The following is an 18509-nucleotide window of genomic DNA, read 5'->3' on the forward strand; positions in this document are numbered from 1 at the left end:
CGAGAGGCCCGGCTCGCGAGGGCGGCAGCAGGTGGGGCGATCATCGTCGCTCGCCCCATCTCAACGGAGCTTCATCGGCAGCGCGAGCGGTCCGCGATGCCGAAAGCCGGACCGCCAGACGATATCCCGCTCGTCCACCAGCAGCACCGAATCCGGCCACCGGGTCAGGACGTGGTCCAGCACCGCCGCGGTCAGCGTGTGCACCAGTGCGTTGCCCAAGCAGGCGTGCATGCCGTAACCGAGTGCGAGCTGCGCGCCGCGGTCCCTGGTCAGATCCAACTCCTCAGGCTTGGCGAAGATTTCGGGATCATGATTGGCGGAGGCGAGGCACAGCAGCACGGTCTGCCCCGGCTGTACGGTGGTCTCGCCTATGGTCAGCTCGGTCGTCGCGAAACGCGGCCCGGCGAGCACTTGCGGCGACAGATAGCGCAGCAGCTCGTCCACGGCGGCCTGCTTGTCCGGCATCGCGCGCAGCAGCTCTCGCTGATCCGGGCGGCCGAGCAAGGCGAGCACCGAACCGGCGACCAGATCGACCAGCACCTCGTACCAGACGAAAAGCAGGTAGAACAGCAGTCCGGCCAATTCGTCGGCGCTCGGAGACCCGTCGTCGGCGTGGGCGGTCACCAATCGACCCAGCACCGTGTCCGGGCGGTGCGTACGGGCGTGTGCGGTGGCGTCGGTGATGATCGCCAGCATCGTGGTCAGCGTGTCGCGGGCGCGCGGGGGCGACGCCGAGGGCAGCAGCGTCGAATTCGCCCAGCCCAGCAGGCGTTTCCGGGTCGGCTCGTCGAGACCGAGCAGTTCTCCGAGTACCGCCGCGGGCAGCGGCACGGCGAGGCGCGCGACGAAATCGATCGGCTCGCCCGGATCCACCTCGCGCAGTAGCGAATTCACCAGGCCGGGAGCCAGCTCGGTCCACTCCGCCAGACGCCGCGGCGACAGCTCGGCAGTCACCAGACCGCGCAACCGCGCGTGGTCGGCCGGGGCGGCATTGAGGAGGTTGTCCAGCGGCGGCGGCACGGTGAAGCCGCGATAGTCTTCCGCGTTCGCGTAGTGGACCCGGGTGGACAGCCGGTGATCCAGTAGTCCGGCGCGCACGTCGCGGTATCGGGTTACCAACCAGGCCGGGGGACCGTCGGGTGTTCGGATTCGGTGCACGCCGCCCGCGGTGCGCAACCGATCGAGTGTTGGCCATGGGTCCCGCGCGAAGTCGGAGTCGAACACGTCCGTCACCCGGTCATCATCCCGCACGGCCCGCGATGCATGCCCGTGGTGCGTGGACTGCCCGCGGACCAGCCGCGCGCGGCGTCCGGGTCCACGCATTCCGGCCCGTGGCCCGCGCGGACCGGATCAGGAGGCGGCGGCTCCGGTCTGCCGGATGGCGTCGAGGACTTCGCCGTAGGTGAGGGTGGAGTTCACCAGGGCACGCTCGGACGGCACGTCGATGTCGACCGAATCGATACCGTTGACGCCGCGCAGTGTCGCTTCGATCGCCGACGCGGACTCCCGGGTCACATTGTGCAAAGTAATCGTGTACGTCATGCGTTTCGCATTGACCGATTTGCCGGATGCAAACAGTCCGTTTTGCTCGGTTTGATCGCCCCGGCCGCGGGAATAGCCGAGTTGTCATAACGAATCGAGGCAACAGGGATTGTCATGATCATCATCATCGGGCTAGTCGTCTTGATCGCAGCGGTGATTATCGGGGTTGCCGCAGTGGTCGGCAACACCGGCGACGTCCAGCAATTCGCGGTATTCGACTACCAGTTCCACGGCTCCACCGGAGCGCTGTTCGCTTACGGGATCGTGCTGGGCGCCATCGGGATGCTCGGCCTGGCGCTCGTGCTATCCGGCGCCTGGCGGGTCACCCGGCGCGGCGCGGCGGCACGTCGTGAACTCAGGCAGTCTCGTCGCGAGATGGCGGCGGTACGGCGCGATCTCGCGGCAGGCACTCCTGAGGCAGGTGACCAGGCCGCCCGCGAGCCGGCGTGGCGGCGGTGGCTGCACACCCCCGCGCGGGGCGAGCGCGGGGCGACGGCTTCCACCTCGAAACCGTTGACCGCGAAATAATTATCGAGAAAAGGAAATACGGCAATGATTATTCTCGGCCTCATCCTCCTGGTCCTCGGCTGGCTGCTCGGAATTCCACTGCTCACCACCGCGGGCATCATCGTGCTGATCATCGGTCTCGTGCTGCTGGTCGCGGGCTCGGTGGGCCGTCCGGTCGGTGGCCGCCGTTGGTACTACTAGCGGCCGCGGCACCCAAGGAATGGTCATGAAGTTCGAAGATCGCCTAGCGCACCGAGCGCGGGCCACCCGCGGCAGGGTGCGGAAAATTCTCGGCAGGACGACGGGGAACTCCCGGTTGGAGGCCACGGGGCGTCGTGAGCAGGTTCGCGGCAACCTGGAGCGTGCCGCGGACAAGCTACGGGACGCGTTCCGGCGCTGAGCCGGGATCGGCCGGTGCCACGCGGAGGCGGTGAGCCTCCGCGTGGCACCGGATCAGATTCCGCCCACGTCGGCGAGCTGTCCGATGCCGTAGGTGACTCCCATGGCCAGCGCGCCGCCGAGCACCACCCGGATCACCGCACGTCCGCGCGCGCTTCCGCCCAGCCGGGCACTGACCGAACCGGTGAGCGCGAGTGCCGCCAGCACGGCCGCGAACGTGACCGGGATGCGTGCGGTGACCGGCGGCAGCAGGATGGCCAGCAGTGGAAGCAACGCGCCGAGGATGAAGGACACCGCCGAGGAGAACGCCGCCTGCCAGGGATTGGTCAATTCGGCTGGGTTGAGGCCGAGTTCGGCTTCGGCGTGCGCGGTGAACGCGTCGTGCGCGGTGAGTTCTTCGGCGACCTTGCGCGCAGTCTCCGCCGTGAGGCCCTTGGCTCGGTAGATCCCGGCGAGTTCGGCCAACTCGTAGTCCGGCTCCTCGCGCAGCTCCGTGCGTTCTCTGGCCAGCAGGGCACGCTCCGAATCGCGCTGGGTGCTGACGGAGACGTATTCGCCCACCGCCATCGAGATCGCTCCGGCGGACAGGCCCGCGATACCCGCGGTGAACAGCGCCGCCGTGTCGGTCGTGGCCGCGGCGACGCCGACGACCAGGCCCGCGGTGGACACGATGCCGTCATTGGCGCCGAGCACCCCCGCGCGCAACCAGTTCAGCTTGGACGCGAAACCGACCTCGTGTGGCTCGTGCGGATGGGGGCCGGGTTTGCCGATCGTGCCGTCCATGAACGCAGACTATGTCACCGTGGCCGGTCAACCAGGCGTTGGATGCGCCCCCGGACGGCTATTTCGGCTGGCGGGGGACCGCTTGCGGATGCGGGAGCATCGCGCGGTGGATGACCTGCAGGATCAGCAGGAACAACACCGAAAGCCCCGCGGTGGTGTAGTCGCCGAGCAGCACGGCCAGCCCCGCGAACGCGCCGAACACCGGAATCTCCAGCAGGGTGCACCAGCGCAGGATCCGTAGCCGCCTCGCGTTGACGGTCAGCCGCCGCACACCGTCGTCGATGATGATGAGCGCGGTCTCGTAGCGCACCATGCCGTCACCGACCTGGACGAACATGTGCACCGCTTGGTCGCGGCTGAGTTCGCCGAGCCAGGCACGGTCGATCAGGCGCTTGCCCTCCTCGGCGACCTCCTTGACAACCGCGTCCATGCGGCCCCCTTCCCAGTCGATCCCGGAGAGTCTAGCGGCCGAATCGCGCCTTCCCAGGAGGGATTCGAGGGCTGCCGTCGTCAGGCGCGGCCGGTCTCCATGCGGTCGTCTCGCACGCCGATCCACGCGTAGTCGCGCGCCCTGGTGATCGCCACGAGCTTCTGGCGCTCGGCGAGCTCGGCTCGTTCGCGGCCAGCGCCGGTCGGCGGTTGGGCGCCGCCGGACCAGGTCGGGTGGAAGACGGCCGCGAAGTCGAGGCCCTTGGCGCGGTGGACGGTTCCGACTTTGACGGCGGCGCATGGTTTTCCGTCGAACTCCGTCAGGGGCAGCGTCGCGATGCCGACCGCGTCGAGCGCGCCGATGAGCCGGTCGGCCTCCGAGTTCGTCCTGGTCAGCACCGCGATGTCGGACAGCGGTCTGCCGCACTCGCGAATGCCGGTCACCAGTGCGCTCTCCAGGTATGGATCGGGTCCGCGCCAGATCTGCACCGCGCCGTCGGGCAGTGTGACATCGGCGTCACGTAGCGCCACCCCGGAATCGCCGTCGAAATCGCCGAGGGCGTTCACCGCGTCGATCCCCGCCGCGTTTTCCCAGATCCGACGGCGATTGCGGTAATTCACCCGGAGGATCTCGCCACGGCCGCGCAAGGTGATGCCCGCGTCGGCCATCCGCCAGCCGCCCGCGTACACCTGTTGCTGGCCGTCGCCGAGCAGCAGCAGCGGACTCGATCCGTTCCCACCGGCGATGGCGTGCGCCAGCCGGAGCCCGGCCAGCGTCATGTCCTGTACCTCGTCGACCACGACCGCTTCGTACGGTTGCGCGAGCGGTTCGTTGCGGATCTCGGCCAGCGCGATGGCGATGACGTCGCTGTAGTCGGAGATGCCCCGCTTGCGCATCTCGCGCACGTACGGGACGTAGAGCTTCTGCCACACATCGGCGCGCTGGACGTCGTCGAGGCGAATTCCATTGCGTCCGTAGCGTTCCGCCCGCTGGTAGACGTCGAGATCATTGATCTCGCGGCCTTTGATGACGCGGTCGATCTCCTCGCGCCAGTAGCTGCCGTGCGGTTCCATGGCCTCGAAATCGGCTCTCGCCCGCTTCCAGACTCGCGCGAAAACGCGATCGGCGCCGACCGGGTCGAGCTTCGGCGGCGCGATCCGCCGCGCGAGGAAATCCATCGCCCAGGAATGCAAACCGGCGAACTGGACACGTCCCTCGGTCCCGGGCGCGAGTTGGCGAAAGTAGGTTTCCTGACAGTTGGCCAGCGTCTTGACGAAGGTCGTGTACAGCTGACGCCCGGTGGATCGCTTCGCCTGCCTGGCCATGCGGTGCAGCGCCACCACCGTCTTGCCGGTGCCTGCCGGACCGGCCAAGCGTGCGGGGCCGGTGTACCTGCGGGAGACCAGCGCCTCCTGGTCCGGATCGAGGAAGGTCATCCAGTGCTGGAACGGCCGGTGCAGTGCCGCCTCTCGCTGTGCGGCGGTGACGTCGGACCGGTCGAGCAGGGTTGGGGCTTCGTCCGGCGGTTCCTCGATCTCCACCAAGTCGTACTCGGGGGCCTGGTCGGCGACCGTGCTCGCGATCGCTTGCACCCGGCTCGGCCGCAACTGCCGATGCCGTGCGTGGATCACCCGATCGAGTTCGGCCGGTCCGGCGACGGCGAACCTGCCGTCCTCGCGGACGCCGATCTCGCCGGGAACGAGCAGCACGATCTGCACGTCGTGGGCGACGACCTTCTCGCGCCCGAACTGCAGCTTGGCGAACTTCGCCTCGGCATGGCGGCGGATTCCGTCCAGCCCGGCAGGAACGTCCTCGGCGAAGCGCAATGCGAAAAGCCCTGTGCCGCAGATCAGCAGCGCGTGGGCGTGGTCGTCCGGCGGATGCGCCACGTTTCGATGAACGAGTAGGCGCCGGTCCGGCTCCGACAGGGCTTCGGCGAGAAACGACTGCTGCCGCGTGGTCGGTCCGGGGATGCGGCTCAGCGCGTCCGCCACGCGCCCGGACCAGGTATCGGGGCTCATGCCGCGGCCTCGCCGACGCTCGGCTCCGCCATGACCCCCGGGATGGCTGTGCCGGCTTTCTGCTCGCCCATGGGTCCCCCTTCCGGCGCACACCTACCCGATATCCGACGGTAAAGACCGGGCGTCGAGGAGGGAATGGATCGGCGGCTTTTCTGGCCAACCGTTACCGAAACGGGCGAATCGGACGCCGGACCGTTGTCGTCCTGTCACCCGAAAGTGTTGTGCTGCTGGACTATTCCGAAGAGCATACTGGTGCAAAGGTGTCGATGGATCGGTGACGACCTCGGCCGTGCCTCCGGCATCGCCGTGAAGAATTCTGCGTTGGGGACGGCGCACAGGCGCTGGTCCCACGGGTTGCAGCTGGGCGTGCAATGCTCGGCAACGAGCTTTTCGTCCTTCAGGAATCGCGTGGTGCAGCAGGTGAGCCGATTGCGCACGGATTTCGGGTAGCGATGGCCAATACACCGGCGTGCCCGATTTCGCCGTGTGCATCGGGTACACCAACGCCTCGTGGACGTTGCGCGCCGATCTCACCTCCCGGCTGGTCTGCAAGGTGCTGCGCCACATGGACCGCAAGGGCTATGCCGCCGTGATGCCCGAGCGGGGCAGGTTGGACGAGCGTCCGCTGCTGGCTCTTGCCTCCGGCTATATCCAGCGCTCGATCGGCGAGTTCCCCCGCCAAGGCGACCGTCATCCGTGGCGCGTCCGGCAGAACTATCTGCTCGATTCGACCACCACCCTGCGCACGGGCCTGGGCAAGACGCTCAGTGCGACGCCGAAATCGGCGGTCCGCCAGCCGGTGTCCGTTTCCTAGCGCTGACCGAACGCCCTTCCTGATGGACTAGGCGCCGGGTCACGTCGCGGTGGCCCGACGTTCAACGGAAAGGGTTATCCGACATGACGAGATTCCTCCGAGCAACCGTCGCACTCGGCGGCTTGGTCGCCGCGGGCGCGCTGCTGGTTCCGGCGACCGCCTCAGCGCAGCCGGGGCACGGGCTGCTGGAGACGACGTGCAGCTTCGCGCAGATCGATGCCGCCGTGCACGCCCAGTTCCCGGAGTTCGCCGCCCGGCTCGACGCGCACCCCGACCGGAAGGCCAAGCTCCAAGAGTTCCTCAGCCTGCCGGTCGATCAGCGCAAGCAGCGGGCGAAGGAGTTCCTGGACACGCACCCGGACGCCGAGCACAAGTTCGAGGAACATCGGGATTCGCCGCGGGCGCAGGAGCACCGGGACAAGATGCGGGTCATTCTCGACACCTGCCACAACTACTGAGCACAGGACGGGCGAAGTGCCGGACTCGCCCGTCTCAGCTCCGGGCGAGCGGGAGATTCACCGTCACCTCGAGTCCGCCGTCCGGGCGCGCCACCGCACGGACCGTGCCGCCATGAGCCCGCGTCACCGAGCGCACGATCGACAAACCCAGCCCGGCGCCGCGCGAGCCCGAGTCGGCGAGCCGCTCGGAGGTTGTCAGCCTCCGGAACGGTTCGAAGAGCCCGTCCACTTCGAATGCCGGGACCGAGGGGCCACTGTTCTCCACGGTGAGTTCGGCACGGTCACCGACGGCGCGGGAACGGACGGTGACCCATCCGTGTTCGGGGAGGTTGTAACGGACGGCGTTGTCGAGCAGGTTGTGCGCGAGGCGTTCCAGCAGTAGCCGGTCGCCGACCACGGGAGCAGGCTCGAGGTCGGCGGTGATCCGGACGCCGACCCGGTCGGCGTGCGTGGCGACCGCGTCCGCGGCGATGTCGGCGAGATCGGCACGGCGGTGTTCGGTCAGCCGCTGTTCGGTCGTGGCCAGCACCAAGAGGCCGTCGATGAGCCGTTCGTGGCGGTGGTTGACCTCGAGCAGTGTGGAGCCGAGCCTGCGGGTGGATTCCGGGACGTCGGGATGGTCCAGCGCCACTTCGATCAACGTCCGGTTGATGGTCAGCGGCGTGCGTAGTTCGTGGGAGGCGTTCGCGACGAACCGGCGCTGACCGTCGAACGCACGGTCCAGGCGCTCCAGCATCGCGTCGAAAGTGTCGGCGAGATCCTTGATTTCGTCCTGCGGCCCGTCGAGGGCGATGCGCTCGTGCAGGCTGGTGTCGGCCACCCGCCGCGCGGTCGCGGTGATCCGCTGCAACGGATTCAGGGCGCGTCCGGCCATCAACCAGCCGAAGCCTCCCGCGGCGATCCCCACCGCGCCCAGGGAGATCAGTGACCACATCAGCATGGCGCGCAACGTGTCTCGCCGATTCTCCTCGGCCTGTTCGGTCAGCATCTTGTGTAGCACCGGGGAGACCCCAGTATGGGGCCGCTCGGCACGGTTGGCGAGAAACTCCTGCACTACTTTGTGCGTCGCGGCTCCGGGTCGTCGCTCCAGTGACTGGTTCAGATAGAAGTACATCAACGCGATGAGCACGGCGCCCGCGAGGAAGAACGCCGTCGCGTACAGCAGCGTGAGCCGCAGCCGGATGGTGCGCCCGCTCATCGGATCCGGTACCCCACGCCGGGCTCGGTCTCGATCACCTGCGGCTCACCCAGCTTCCGCCGCACGTTCATGATCGTGTACCGCACCACGCCGGTGAACGGGTCGACGTGCTCGTCCCACGCCTTCTCCAAGAGCTGCTCGGCCGACACCACGCCGCCGTCCGCGCGCAGCAACTCGGCCAGCACCGCGAACTCCTTGCGCGACAACGATACCGGTTCGCCATCTCGGGTCACGGCGAAGCGATGCGGGTCGAGCCGGATACCGGACCGTTGCAGCACCGGGGGAGCGGCGCTGCGCGCACGCCGCCCCAGTGCCTGGATGCGGGCGACCAGCTCGGCGAACGCGAACGGCTTCGTCAGATAGTCGTCGGCGCCCAGCCCCAGGCCCGCCACCCGCTCGGCCACGGCGCTTGCGGCGGTCAGCATCAGAATCCGAGTCGCACCATTCGACTCGGCCAACGTGCCGCAGACCGAATCGCCGGAGACCTCGGGAAGGTCTCGATCGAGCACCACCACGTCGTAGTCGTTGACCTGCGCGCGCTCCATCGCCGCGGCGCCGTCGTACACGACGTCGACCGCCATCGCGTGCCGACGCAGGCCGTCGGCGATCGCGTCGGCCAGCAATTTCTCGTCTTCCACCACAAGTACCCGCACCCCGCCATCGTGCCCCCTGCCGCCGTTGGGCCGCCGTTAGGCGTTCCCTTGTGCCTTCGCTCCGGCCGTGCGCGGGCTGAGGACGGACTACGTCCGAAAGCGCCCATCAGTGCGGTGTCCGGCCGGGTGGATCCGAGTAGGCTCGCGCACGATCGGCACCCGACCCAGGAGAAACCGGCATGGACTGGAACACCCGGATCATCGAAGAATTCCGCGCCAACCAGGGCAAGGTCGGCGGCCCTTTCGCGGGACGTGAGCTGCTCCTGCTCACCACGACCGGCGCCAGGTCCGGGCTTGCGCGCACCAACCCGCTCGCTTTCATCCGCGACGGCGACGACATCGTCGTGATCGCCTCCAAGGCAGGCGCGCCTACCAACCCCGACTGGTTTCACAACATCCGCGCCAATCCCGAGGTCACCCTGGAAATCGGCACCGAAACGGTGCGGGCGACCGCGATCCGGATCACCGAGGGACCGGAGCGCGACCGGCTCTATGCCGCCATGGTCGAGGTCATGCCCGGCTTCGCCGAGTACCAGGAGAAGACGGACCGGGTGATCCCGGTCGTCAAACTCACCCCGCACTGAGCGGGCTGGCGCCCTCGCGGGCACGACGCCACGGCAGGAGAACTCGTTCGCCAGACCGGCGTCGAGATATTTCAGCCCGCGGTGATGCCGGTGATCAGGGTTTGATCGGCGCCGGTCCGGGTGGTGATGAACTGTGTGAAGGTGTTCGTCTCCTCGCCGGGAAACTGCTGGGTCAGCCGGACTTCCCACCGATCCTGTCCGGCGGGACTGTCCGCCGCGCGGGTGATCTGCACGCAATAGCGGGTGCCGGCCGGAACCTGGTTGATGCCGCGCTGGATCTGCTCGGCGGGCGACACCGCCGCGTCCGGCGCGACCACCGCACGTGCTCGGTACCCGGAACGCTCGGCGTAATAGGCGTACTCGAAGGCGAGGATGGCATCTGGGCCGTTGCCGGTGCCGCCCGGGTCGGTGCCGGAGACGACGTCGGGTGTGCGCCGTTGCTCGCATCCGGGCGTCGCGATGGCCCACGGCGGCTTGGCCCACGTCGTGGACGTCGAGGTGAAGTGAGCGGAATCGGGCGCACGCGCGGGTGACGTCGCCGCCGCCGTGCGCGTCTTCGTGCCGGAACCGTAGACGATGGTCAGGCCGATCGAGACGGTGACGACCGCGATGCCGAGCACGATCAGTACGGTCAGCGACCGGTTGCCGCGCGGCTGATCCCCGTTTCGCCGGGGATGGCGCACCGGAGTGCCAGGGTGGATGCCGGAGCGATTGATGATCGCGGGCACCTTGCCATTGCTCTGTTCGGCGCTGGATGGTTCCGGCTCGGCGGGCGCGCCGGACTCCTGCGGGACAGGTATTTCCGGCTGCTGTTCGGCGGGTGCGACCGGTTCGAGCCATTCTTCCCACTCACCGAAGCGCGGCCGCGTGCTCTCGTTGTCCGGCGCACGCGGCGGCTCCCCGGCAGCGAACTCCGGTTCGCGCCGGCGCATCATCTTGCGGCGGCCGTGCGGACGACGCCGTTTCGACGGCTTGGCCGCGGGAATGCGCAGCATCGGCAGACCCGTGTCGAACGGATTGCCGTGGCCCGCGCTCTGACCGGGATGCTCCCGGTCAGGGTGTGTCATCGTCGAATTCGCCCAGCACCGGCACCACCGCCGTGACGGCGGAGGGGATGGTCACGCCGAGCTGGCCGTCGCGCGGCTTGTGCTCCTGGTCGTTACCGGCCGGAGGCGGCGTCGGTGGCAGCACCATGCCGCCGGTCTGACCTGGATGGCCAGGGTGGTCCGGACGGCCAGCGGGCGCGGGCTGGTCGAAGGCGGGTGGTGCTCCGGTGGGCGCGGGCCTGCTTTCCGGCTTCGGCGCGTCCGATCGAGCGGTGGGCGCGGAATTGTTCGGCGAGATCACCGAATTGTTGCCACTGGAGGACGGCTTGTCCTGCGACCCGCCGAAGTCGAACAGCTTCGAAGAGTTCCTCGACTCGTCGCTGTTCGTGCCGGAGTTCGTGGTGGAGCCGGGGTTGATCAGCTCCGGGATCGCCTTGTCCGCCGACGCCGCGACGGTGTCGATGGTGTGCATGCCGACCTCGGCGATCTTGTCGATGATGTGCGTGCCGATATCGACGCCCGCGTTGATGGCCGTGCTGCCCAGCTGCACCCCCGCGGCGATGAGCTGCTGCTGCAACTGGAGTTGCGCGGCCATGGCCGGGTCCATCGGCTGCGTGGTGGCCGGTGTGCTGGTGCCGGGGACGGACTGCCCTGTGGTGCCGGGCTGTACGGTCCCGCCCTGTGCGACGCCGGATGGCGCGGTCACCGTGAGCGGTCCCATTTCATCGAGTCTTCTGGTGTGGTCGGTCATTTCGGTGCGCGCCGCGGTCACCGTGGTGATGGCGTCGCGCAGCGCCTGGGTGGCGCGCGCGATGACGGCGTCGGTCTCCGGCGCCGAGCTCGCGTTGTCCAGGATCTCGCGCGCGTCGCGCCGGAACTCCGCGATGATCTGGTCGACGCGCTGGGCCGCGCGCCCGGAGGTCGCGTGCGCGTCGGAGAGGACGGACAGGTAGGCGGGACCGCGATCGGAGATGTCGCCGATCTGGGTTTGCGTCGTGCGCAGCGCGGGCACCGCTGCGTCGGCGCCTCGTGAGGTCCACGTCGACTCCAAGGCGTGCAAGCCTTCGCGGTGTGGACCTTCGGTGTCGGCCGTCTGCGTGGTGGCGGCCGAAAGCGCGCTGCTAGCAGCGGCATTCGGTACGCCGACACCGCTGCCGAGCGAGGAGCGCAACGTCAGCAGTGGACGTACCAGCGCGGCGATGATCGGCGGATCGACGCCCGGTTCGGTGCTCGGTGTCCTGAGGGTCTCGGTCGTGGGCTGGGTGGCGTGCGAGCGTTTCCGCAGTCCCATCAGGCTTCTCATGCCAGTGCCTCCCCGGCCTGGGTGATGGCGCCCGCCGTGGCGGCGTCGACGCCCTGTGCCTGCTCGCTGTAACCGCGCAGGACCTGGCCGTAGGCGCTGACCAATTGTCCCGCGGTGGACAGCGCCTGAGCGTGTTCGGACACGGCCGCGGAGAACCGCGCCGCGAATTCCGCGCCGACAAGCCCGAGATCGGATGCCAGCTGGTCCGGATTCACCGCGCCGGAGGCGACCGCCGCCGCCGACGCCAATTGTTTGGATACCGCGTCCGCGATCGCGGTGTAGGCGGCCACTGCCGCCGGGTCGAGCTCGAGCGTGTTCACTGTTCCCCTCCCGGATCCCAGTCTGTCGCTGCCGCGCCATGATTCACGGTCAAGCGTACTGTGCCGCCGCGCCACTATGCGCCCGATCCTGGGTGGTCCGTTCCACTCGGCCATGTGCCGGGCGTCCAGTTGTCGATTCGCGCAGTGCGGGCCGATCCCTCGGCGGCAGTGGGCACGGTCGGTGGAAGGGCCCGTTCCTGGACCACTCGCCACTCCCGTGGACCGACGGTCACCTGCGCAAATGCGCGTGTGTCGAGATTGTTATGGCGGACAACAAATTGACTGTTGTGCGCTGGGTCACAGTCGGATATGTTGCCGTGAACAACATTCGCTCCACTCCGACCGGCCGGAGCATTTCCCGGCCGGTGAATGAAAGGCCCACTCATGCGTAAGGGCATGGTCACCGCCGCGGCGTTATCGGTCGCGCTCATGGCCGCACTCACCGCTTGCGGCGACGACTCAGCGGATTCCGGGAAAGCGCAGATCGGCGTGATCCTCCCGGACAGCAAGACTTCCGCACGCTGGGAGACGGCGGACCGGAAGTACTTGCAGCAGGCGTTCGACGCCGCCGGTGTCAAGGCGGATATCCAGAACGCCCAAGGCGACAAGAACGCCTTCCAGACCATCGCCGACCAGATGATCACCAACGGTGCCTCGGTGCTGGTGATGACCAACCTGGACAGCGGCACCGGCAAGGCCGTGATCCAGAAGGCGAAAGCACAGGGCGTCACGGTGATCGACTACGACCGGCTGACGCTCGGCGGCGGCGCGCAGTACTACGTGTCCTTCGACAACGTGAAAGTCGGCACCCTGCTCGGCGAGGGCGTCGCGAAGTGCCTCACCGACCGCAACGCGGTGCGTCCGGTGGTCGCGTACCTGAACGGCGGGCCCACCGACAACAACGCGACCTTGCTGAAGACCGGCTACGACGGCGTGCTGAAGCCCAGGTTCGACGCGGGCCAATACCTGAAGGGCCCGGATCAGGCCGTCCCGGAATGGAACAACATCACGGCGGGCACCATCTTCGAGCAGATGCTCACCGGGCGGCCGGACATCGCGGGCGTGGTCGCCGCGAACGACGGACTGGCCAACGCCGCGATCGCGGTGCTGAAGAAGCAGAAGCTCAACGGCCAGGTCCCGGTCAGCGGGCAGGACGCGACCGTACAGGGCCTGCAGAACGTGCTCACCGGCGATCAGTGCATGACCGTCTACAAAGCGATCCAGAAAGAGGCGGAGGCGACCGCGAAACTCGCTGTCGCCCTCGCGAAGGGGGAGCAGGGGACGACCAACGGCACGGTACGCGACCCGGAGTCGAACGCCGACGTTGCCTCCGTGCTGCTGGAACCGAAGCCGATCTACGCGCAGAACGTCAAGGACGTGGTGGCCGACGGCTACGTCACCAGAGCCGAGCTGTGTGCGGGCGAGTTCGCGAAACTCTGTGCGGACAACGGGATCTGATACCGAACGCCCCTTCCGCGGTTCGATGAGGGGACAGCGGAAGGGGCCCCACCCCTTTCGGAGGAGAGCTACCCCATGCCCGAACTGCCGGTCATCGAATTACGGGGAGTAGAGAAGAGTTTCGGCCCGGTCCACGTCCTGCACGAAGTCGCCTTCAGCGCCTATCCCGGCGAGGTCACCGCGCTCGTCGGCGACAACGGCGCGGGCAAGTCCACGCTGGTCAAGTGTATCGGCGGCACCCACCCGATCGACGCGGGCGAATTCCTGTTCGAGGGCAGGCCGGTGCAGGTGCACAATCCGCGCGACGCGGCGGCGCTCGGCATCGAGATCGTCTACCAGGATCTCGCGCTCTGCGACAACCTGGACATCGTCCAGAACATGTTTCTCGGCCGGGAACGCACGCACGGCCTGGTCCTCGACGAGTACACAATGGAAGAACTCGCCATGAAGACGTTGGCGAGTTTGTCGGTGCGCACCGTCAAGTCGGTCCGTCAGCAGGTGTCGAGCCTGTCCGGCGGCCAGCGCCAGACGGTGGCCATCGCCAAAGCCGTGCTGTGGAACAGCAGAGTGGTGATTCTCGACGAGCCGACCGCCGCGCTGGGCGTCGCGCAGACCCAGCAGGTACTCGAATTGGTTCGCCGGCTCGCCGACCAGGGCCTCGCGGTGGTGCTGATCTCGCACAACATGAACGACGTCTTCGCGGTGTCCGACCGGATCGCCGCGCTCTACCTGGGCCGGATGGCGGCCCAGGTCCGGACCTCCGACGTGACGCACGCGCAGGTCGTCGAATTGATCACGGCAGGCCGCAGCGGCGCGCTCGGTCTCGAAGCGAGTGGAGTCACCCGATGAACGCGGTAGCGACCCAGCAGCGACCGGCGGTGGCGCCGGTGTCCGACCTGGTGACCGGTTACGTCGGGCGGGTGCGCGGCGGCGACATGGGCGCGCTGCCGTCGGTGATCGCACTCGTCGTGCTCTCGGCGGTCTTCTGGGCAGCGCGCCCGGTCTTCATGTCCGAGGCCAACTTCGCCAATCTGTTCACCCAGGGCGCCGCGATCGCGGTGATCGCGATGGGCTTGATCTTCGTCCTGTTGCTCGGCGAGATCGATCTGTCGGCCGGGTTCACCAGCGGGGTCTGCGCCGCTGTGCTCGCCGTGCTGCTCACCGACAAGGGATGGCCCTGGTATCTGGCGGTGGGGGCCTCCCTCCTCACCGGTGTGGCGATCGGACTCGTGATCGGCACGGTCGTGGTGAAGATCGGCATTCCGTCGTTCGTGGTGACATTGGCCGCGTTCCTCGCCCTGCAGGGCGTCGCCCTGAAGATCATGGACAACGGCCGCAATATCGCCATCCGCGACGAGACGATCGTGGCCATCGCGAACAAGAACGTGCCGCCGCTGCTGGGCTGGGCGCTGTACGCGGTCCTCGTGGCCGGATTCGCGATCGTCCAGTACCGGAAGCTGCGGGCCCGCACGAAACTCGGGCTCACCGGTGCGACGGCGTCGGCGGTGGCGGTGCGCGTCGCGGTGCTGGCGATCGTGGCGGGCGCGGCGGTGCTGGTGCTCAACGGCGAGCGCAGCCGCAATCCGGAGCTGCATTCGCTGACCGGGATGCCCATCGTGGTGCCGCTGATCGCCGCGCTGTTGCTGCTGTGGACATTCCTGCTCGACCGCACCTCGTTCGGCAGGCACATCTACGCGGTCGGCGGGAACGCGGAGGCCGCCCGGCGGGCCGGCATCGCGGTGGACCGCGTGAAAATCACCGCCTTCGTGCTGTGTTCGACGATGGCGGCGGTCGGCGGACTGATCGCGGCCTCGCGGGCGAACTCCGTCGATCCGAATACCGGTGGTAGCGACGTGCTGCTCACCGCGGTCGGCGCGGCCGTGATCGGCGGTACCAGCCTGTTCGGCGGACGCGGGCGGATGCTGGACGCGGTGCTCGGCGCGGCGGTGGTCGCGGTGATCAACAACGGGATGGGGCTGATGGGCTACAGCGCGGGCACGAAATTCGTTGTGACAGGATTCGTGCTGCTTCTGGCCGCCGGAGTGGACGCGCTCTCCCGCAGGCGCGCACTCCAGCATCGATGATCCCCTGTCCCGCGACGAAAGCCCGGTGAATGCGAGCAGCACCTTCCCCCGAGGAGATCCGCACGCGTAACCTCGCCACGCTGCTGCGGCACGTCCACCGCGACGGCGCGGTGTCGCGTGCGATCCTCGCCGAGCGAATGGGGTTGAACCGCAGCACCATCCTCGCCCTCACCACCGACCTGGCCGCCGCGGGTTTGGTGAGCGAGGAGCTACCCGGCCAGACCGGCAGGGCGGGCAGGCCGTCTCTGGTGGTGCGGCCGCGGGAGCGACGCGTGTACGTCGTCGCGCTGGACGTCGGCGCGGACCGGCTCGCCGCCGCACGGGTCGGGCTGGGCGGTACGGTGCTCGATCGCAGCGAGACCGCCCGGCCCCGCGGCGCTTTCGACCCGGATGACGTGATCGCCGCGCTGGTCGGGATGGCCCGCGCGATGATCGATGCGGCCGCGGCGGATTCGGTCTGCGTCGGCGTCGGCGTCGCGTTCTGCGGCATGGTCCGGGAGGAGGACGGCGTCGTCCGGTACGGGCCCAACATCGGCTGGGTGGACGTCGCGTTCGGCGCGAAGATGACCGAGGAACTCGAGCTCGGGCTCCGGGTCGCGGTCGGCAACAACGCCAACCTCGGGGCGCTGGCCGAACGCGAACGCGGGGTGGGCGAAGGCCTGGCGAATCTGATCTACCTGCACGGCGACGTCGGCATCGGCGGCGGCATCATCATGAACGGCGAGCTGCTCGGCGGCGAAGGCGGTTACTGCGGGGAGGTCGGGCACATGATCGTGAACCCGCGCGGGCGGCCCTGCGCCTGCGGTTCCCGCGGTTGTTTCGAGGCCGAGGCGGGCGAACTCGGGTTGATCGCGGCGGCGGGACGCACCGATCCGCCGGGGCAGGCGGCGGTCGACGCGATCGTCGAGGCCGCCGCGCACGGCGACGCGGCCGCCAGGGACGCGCTGCACCAGGTCGGTGAATGGCTCGGCTACGGCGTCGCCAACCTGGTCAACATCTTCAATCCGTCCATGGTGGTCTTCGGCGGCGTGCTGCGCGAGATCTATCTCGCTTCCGCGGCGCAAGTGCGCAGCCGGGTGGCGGTGAACGGTCTGCAGGCCGTCCGCGAACGGGTCCGGTTGCGCACCAGCGCACTCGGCGGCGACGCGACGCTGATCGGGGCCGCGGAACTGGCATTCACCGATGTGCTGACCGATCCGTTGCAGACGCTGGCCCGCACCGCCGCCGCTCGCGCCTGACGTTGCGTTTCGGGCTCTGTGGGCGTGCTCGTTCTCAGCGAGTTTCCTGCCGCCGCTCCGCGCCGCCGGAATTCAGCCTTCGTGCCGGTCGGTTTCGAGTGTCACTGGAAGCGCGGTCAAACCGTGGGCGCGCCATGAATCGCGGTAGGTCAGTTCGGTCGACGTCGACAGGTGCGCGGCGAGCAATCGCACGCGCACCCGTTGTTCGGCGGTGGTCTCGTCGGGATGGTGGATCTCGATGCTCAGCCGGTCGTCGAAGGTGCTGATGATGATCGTGCCGCTCGGCTGCTGGAGCCGGTGTCCGGTCTTGTCCGGCTTGCCGAGCATGATCGATCGGAAATCGGTGATCCGCAGCGCGTCCGGCACCCGTGGCCTGCGTACCCGGCCCCAGTTGGTGGCGAGCACGATTCCCGGCGCGCTCGGCGGAGGACCTGCGGCGATCTCCGGGATGTGCAGCGGCGTCTGCTGCACGATGCCCGAGCCGATCCCGGCGCGCAACGCGTCGCTGATGCCGCGGGCCAATCCGACCAGCGTCGCACCGGGCGGCGGCACGAAATTCGCGAAGCCGAGGACGTTGGTCCCCTCGGTCATGCCGATCGGCGGCCGCACCCGGGTGCGCAGGTCGACCGAGTAGGTGTAGCTCAGCTCGGTCAGCGGCAGCCCGCGCAGTTCGGCCTCGGTGAGCAGGATCGCGGCGGAGGCGAGGCCGTTGATCGTGGTCTTCTCCCGGTGCCCGAGTTCGACCAGCGCCGCGGTCTGCTCCCGGGTCAGCCTGCAGCGGGCCGTGCGGGGCAGTTGGTAGTCGGGATCGTCGGCGCAGTTGATTCGAGCGACGCCGACAGGGCGGGGCGGCAGCGCCGGCGTATCGATCTTCTCGACGCCGCGCTCGCGCAGCAGGTCCTCCACCGACCGGGGGAATCCGTGCGGCGCGAGCTCGGGCAGGCAGCCCCGGGCGAGATCGGTGTAGCACGACCACAGTTCGGCGAACACGGCCAGCGAATGATAGGCGTCGGCGATGCTGTGGTGGGTCACCAAGGTGATCCCCGCTTTGTCGCCGTCGCGCACCACGCACAGCGCCCCGAGCGTTCTGCGCTGATCCAACTGGGCGCCGGTGAGCAACTGTTCGGGATCGCCGTCGGCGACCGAGATCTCCGGCGGCGCGCCCGGTGATTCGAGCAGCAGATGTCCGCCGTGCCCATCGGATTCCAGGCGGGCGGCGAGGATGGGCCTGGCACGGACCACGGCCTCGAACGCAGCCGACAGCGCGGTGAGGTCCAGCCGACCGGCCACCCGGATCGAATAGCCGACGAGGACTTCGCTGTTGGCGAAGATCGCCTCGCTCGGCGCCAGCGGGCGGATGACGGTTGCTGCGGTCATGTCGCTTCCTCCACCTGAGCCTGTCGGTGAGGCTAGTCCGAAGCCAGGACGGGCCAGGCTCTTTCGGCACCATCACCCTCTGCCCTCTATCGGGCAATCGAGCGGTGCTGTTTCGGATCGTTGTCACAACGACACCTGCTCGCGACCGAGCGTCGACGCGGACGCCCGCGGATAGCCGAGCCGCGTCTAGAGCACTCCTCTAGCCACTGTTTTGAAAGTGGGTTGTTGACGGCGTCGCTGCGCGGCGGCCTCAACAGCCTGGTTGTGATCGAGATCCTCTGCTCGCGTTGGCAT

General features: G+C 68.5%; 21 protein-coding genes. 10 read left to right on the top strand and 11 right to left on the bottom strand.

The features are described from left to right. Positions 1 to 60: 60 nt before the first annotated feature. Both AB0M45_RS28880 and AB0M45_RS28885 read right to left on the bottom strand, forming a co-directional pair. Positions 61 to 1233, bottom strand: coding sequence for a cytochrome P450 (locus tag AB0M45_RS28880; RefSeq protein WP_364335684.1), 1173 nt, complete (start codon positions 1231 to 1233; stop codon positions 61 to 63). A gap of 117 nt (positions 1234 to 1350) precedes the next feature. Further along, a complete protein-coding gene (locus tag AB0M45_RS28885; protein ID WP_364335686.1) occupies positions 1351 to 1542 on the bottom strand; it encodes a hypothetical protein in 192 nt (63 codons plus the stop codon). Positions 1543 to 1656: 114 nt separating this feature from the next. Here AB0M45_RS28885 and AB0M45_RS28890 point away from each other — a divergent pair, with 114 nt between their 5' ends. Genes AB0M45_RS28890 through AB0M45_RS28900 form a run of 3 tightly spaced genes read left to right on the top strand, consistent with a single transcriptional unit; the run spans position 1657 to position 2449 of the window. After that, on the top strand, positions 1657 to 2070 hold the full coding sequence (locus AB0M45_RS28890) for a hypothetical protein (protein ID WP_364335688.1): 414 nt from the start codon (positions 1657 to 1659) through the stop codon (positions 2068 to 2070). A 24-nt stretch (positions 2071 to 2094) separates the two neighbouring features. After that, positions 2095 to 2250 carry a DUF6131 family protein gene (locus tag AB0M45_RS28895; protein WP_364335690.1) on the top strand — a complete coding sequence of 52 codons (156 nt, stop codon included), beginning with the start codon at positions 2095 to 2097 and terminating at the stop codon, positions 2248 to 2250. Between the two features lie 25 nt (positions 2251 to 2275). Continuing rightward, positions 2276 to 2449 carry a CsbD family protein gene (locus tag AB0M45_RS28900; RefSeq protein WP_364335692.1) on the top strand — a complete coding sequence of 58 codons (174 nt, stop codon included), beginning with the start codon at positions 2276 to 2278 and terminating at the stop codon, positions 2447 to 2449. Positions 2450 to 2502: 53 nt separating this feature from the next. On the opposite strand, the gene AB0M45_RS28905 is transcribed toward AB0M45_RS28900, so the two are convergent. The 3 genes from AB0M45_RS28905 to AB0M45_RS28915 all read right to left on the bottom strand — a co-directional run bounded on the left by AB0M45_RS28905 (position 2503) and on the right by AB0M45_RS28915 (position 5682). Next, complete coding sequence (locus tag AB0M45_RS28905; protein ID WP_364335694.1) at positions 2503 to 3231, bottom strand: VIT family protein; 729 nt, start codon at positions 3229 to 3231, stop codon at positions 2503 to 2505. A 58-nt stretch (positions 3232 to 3289) separates the two neighbouring features. After that, positions 3290 to 3661, bottom strand: coding sequence for a hypothetical protein (locus AB0M45_RS28910; protein ID WP_364335696.1), 372 nt, complete (start codon positions 3659 to 3661; stop codon positions 3290 to 3292). Positions 3662 to 3741: 80 nt separating this feature from the next. Next, entirely contained in the window at positions 3742 to 5682 is a 1941-nt protein-coding gene (locus tag AB0M45_RS28915) for a UvrD-helicase domain-containing protein (RefSeq protein ID WP_364335698.1), read from the bottom strand. A 469-nt stretch (positions 5683 to 6151) separates the two neighbouring features. On the opposite strand from AB0M45_RS28915, the gene AB0M45_RS28920 reads away from it, so the two are divergent. Both AB0M45_RS28920 and AB0M45_RS28925 read left to right on the top strand, forming a co-directional pair. Beyond that, entirely contained in the window at positions 6152 to 6496 is a 345-nt protein-coding gene (locus tag AB0M45_RS28920) for a hypothetical protein (protein WP_364335701.1), read from the top strand. A gap of 83 nt (positions 6497 to 6579) precedes the next feature. After that, on the top strand, positions 6580 to 6954 hold the full coding sequence (locus AB0M45_RS28925; protein WP_364335703.1) for a hemophore-related protein: 375 nt from the start codon (positions 6580 to 6582) through the stop codon (positions 6952 to 6954). A 34-nt stretch (positions 6955 to 6988) separates the two neighbouring features. Here AB0M45_RS28925 and AB0M45_RS28930 read toward each other — a convergent pair whose 3' ends face one another. Together AB0M45_RS28930 and AB0M45_RS28935 are read right to left on the bottom strand one after the other, a co-directional pair. After that, positions 6989 to 8152 (bottom strand): HAMP domain-containing sensor histidine kinase, encoded by a 1164-nt coding sequence (locus AB0M45_RS28930; protein ID WP_364335705.1) that lies wholly within the window; start codon positions 8150 to 8152, stop codon positions 6989 to 6991. After that, positions 8149 to 8805 (bottom strand): response regulator transcription factor, encoded by a 657-nt coding sequence (locus AB0M45_RS28935; protein WP_364335707.1) that lies wholly within the window; start codon positions 8803 to 8805, stop codon positions 8149 to 8151. Before AB0M45_RS28935 ends, AB0M45_RS28930 begins: the two co-directional genes overlap by 4 nt. A gap of 179 nt (positions 8806 to 8984) precedes the next feature. On the opposite strand from AB0M45_RS28935, the gene AB0M45_RS28940 reads away from it, so the two are divergent. Continuing rightward, entirely contained in the window at positions 8985 to 9389 is a 405-nt protein-coding gene (locus tag AB0M45_RS28940; RefSeq protein ID WP_364335709.1) for a nitroreductase family deazaflavin-dependent oxidoreductase, read from the top strand. 71 nt (positions 9390 to 9460) lie between these two features. On the opposite strand, the gene AB0M45_RS28945 is transcribed toward AB0M45_RS28940, so the two are convergent. Genes AB0M45_RS28945 through AB0M45_RS28955 form a run of 3 tightly spaced genes read right to left on the bottom strand, consistent with a single transcriptional unit; the run spans position 9461 to position 12058 of the window. Then, entirely contained in the window at positions 9461 to 10456 is a 996-nt protein-coding gene (locus AB0M45_RS28945; protein WP_364335711.1) for a hypothetical protein, read from the bottom strand. Next, positions 10443 to 11738 carry a hypothetical protein gene (locus AB0M45_RS28950; RefSeq protein ID WP_364335713.1) on the bottom strand — a complete coding sequence of 432 codons (1296 nt, stop codon included), beginning with the start codon at positions 11736 to 11738 and terminating at the stop codon, positions 10443 to 10445. Before AB0M45_RS28950 ends, AB0M45_RS28945 begins: the two co-directional genes overlap by 14 nt. Continuing rightward, on the bottom strand, positions 11735 to 12058 hold the full coding sequence (locus tag AB0M45_RS28955; RefSeq protein WP_364335715.1) for a hypothetical protein: 324 nt from the start codon (positions 12056 to 12058) through the stop codon (positions 11735 to 11737). The genes AB0M45_RS28950 and AB0M45_RS28955 overlap by 4 nt, the downstream gene beginning before the upstream one ends. 384 nt (positions 12059 to 12442) lie before the next feature. Here AB0M45_RS28955 and AB0M45_RS28960 point away from each other — a divergent pair, with 384 nt between their 5' ends. The 4 genes from AB0M45_RS28960 to AB0M45_RS28975 all read left to right on the top strand — a co-directional run bounded on the left by AB0M45_RS28960 (position 12443) and on the right by AB0M45_RS28975 (position 16838). Beyond that, on the top strand, positions 12443 to 13516 hold the full coding sequence (locus AB0M45_RS28960; protein WP_364335717.1) for a substrate-binding domain-containing protein: 1074 nt from the start codon (positions 12443 to 12445) through the stop codon (positions 13514 to 13516). A gap of 75 nt (positions 13517 to 13591) precedes the next feature. After that, a complete protein-coding gene (locus tag AB0M45_RS28965; protein ID WP_364335719.1) occupies positions 13592 to 14365 on the top strand; it encodes an ATP-binding cassette domain-containing protein in 774 nt (257 codons plus the stop codon). Further along, the gene (locus AB0M45_RS28970; protein WP_364335721.1) at positions 14362 to 15600 is read left to right on the top strand and encodes an ABC transporter permease; all 1239 of its coding nucleotides are present in this window, start codon (positions 14362 to 14364) and stop codon (positions 15598 to 15600) included. The genes AB0M45_RS28965 and AB0M45_RS28970 overlap by 4 nt, the downstream gene beginning before the upstream one ends. 29 nt (positions 15601 to 15629) lie before the next feature. Then, the gene (locus AB0M45_RS28975; protein WP_364335723.1) at positions 15630 to 16838 is read left to right on the top strand and encodes an ROK family protein; all 1209 of its coding nucleotides are present in this window, start codon (positions 15630 to 15632) and stop codon (positions 16836 to 16838) included. Positions 16839 to 16910: 72 nt separating this feature from the next. Here AB0M45_RS28975 and AB0M45_RS28980 read toward each other — a convergent pair whose 3' ends face one another. Then, positions 16911 to 18215 (bottom strand): hypothetical protein, encoded by a 1305-nt coding sequence (locus AB0M45_RS28980; RefSeq protein ID WP_364335725.1) that lies wholly within the window; start codon positions 18213 to 18215, stop codon positions 16911 to 16913. Positions 18216 to 18509: the final 294 nt, after the last annotated feature.

The sequence above is a fragment of the Nocardia sp. NPDC051787 genome, assembly GCF_040681325.1.
Taxonomy (GTDB): Bacteria; Actinomycetota; Actinomycetes; order Mycobacteriales; family Mycobacteriaceae; genus Nocardia.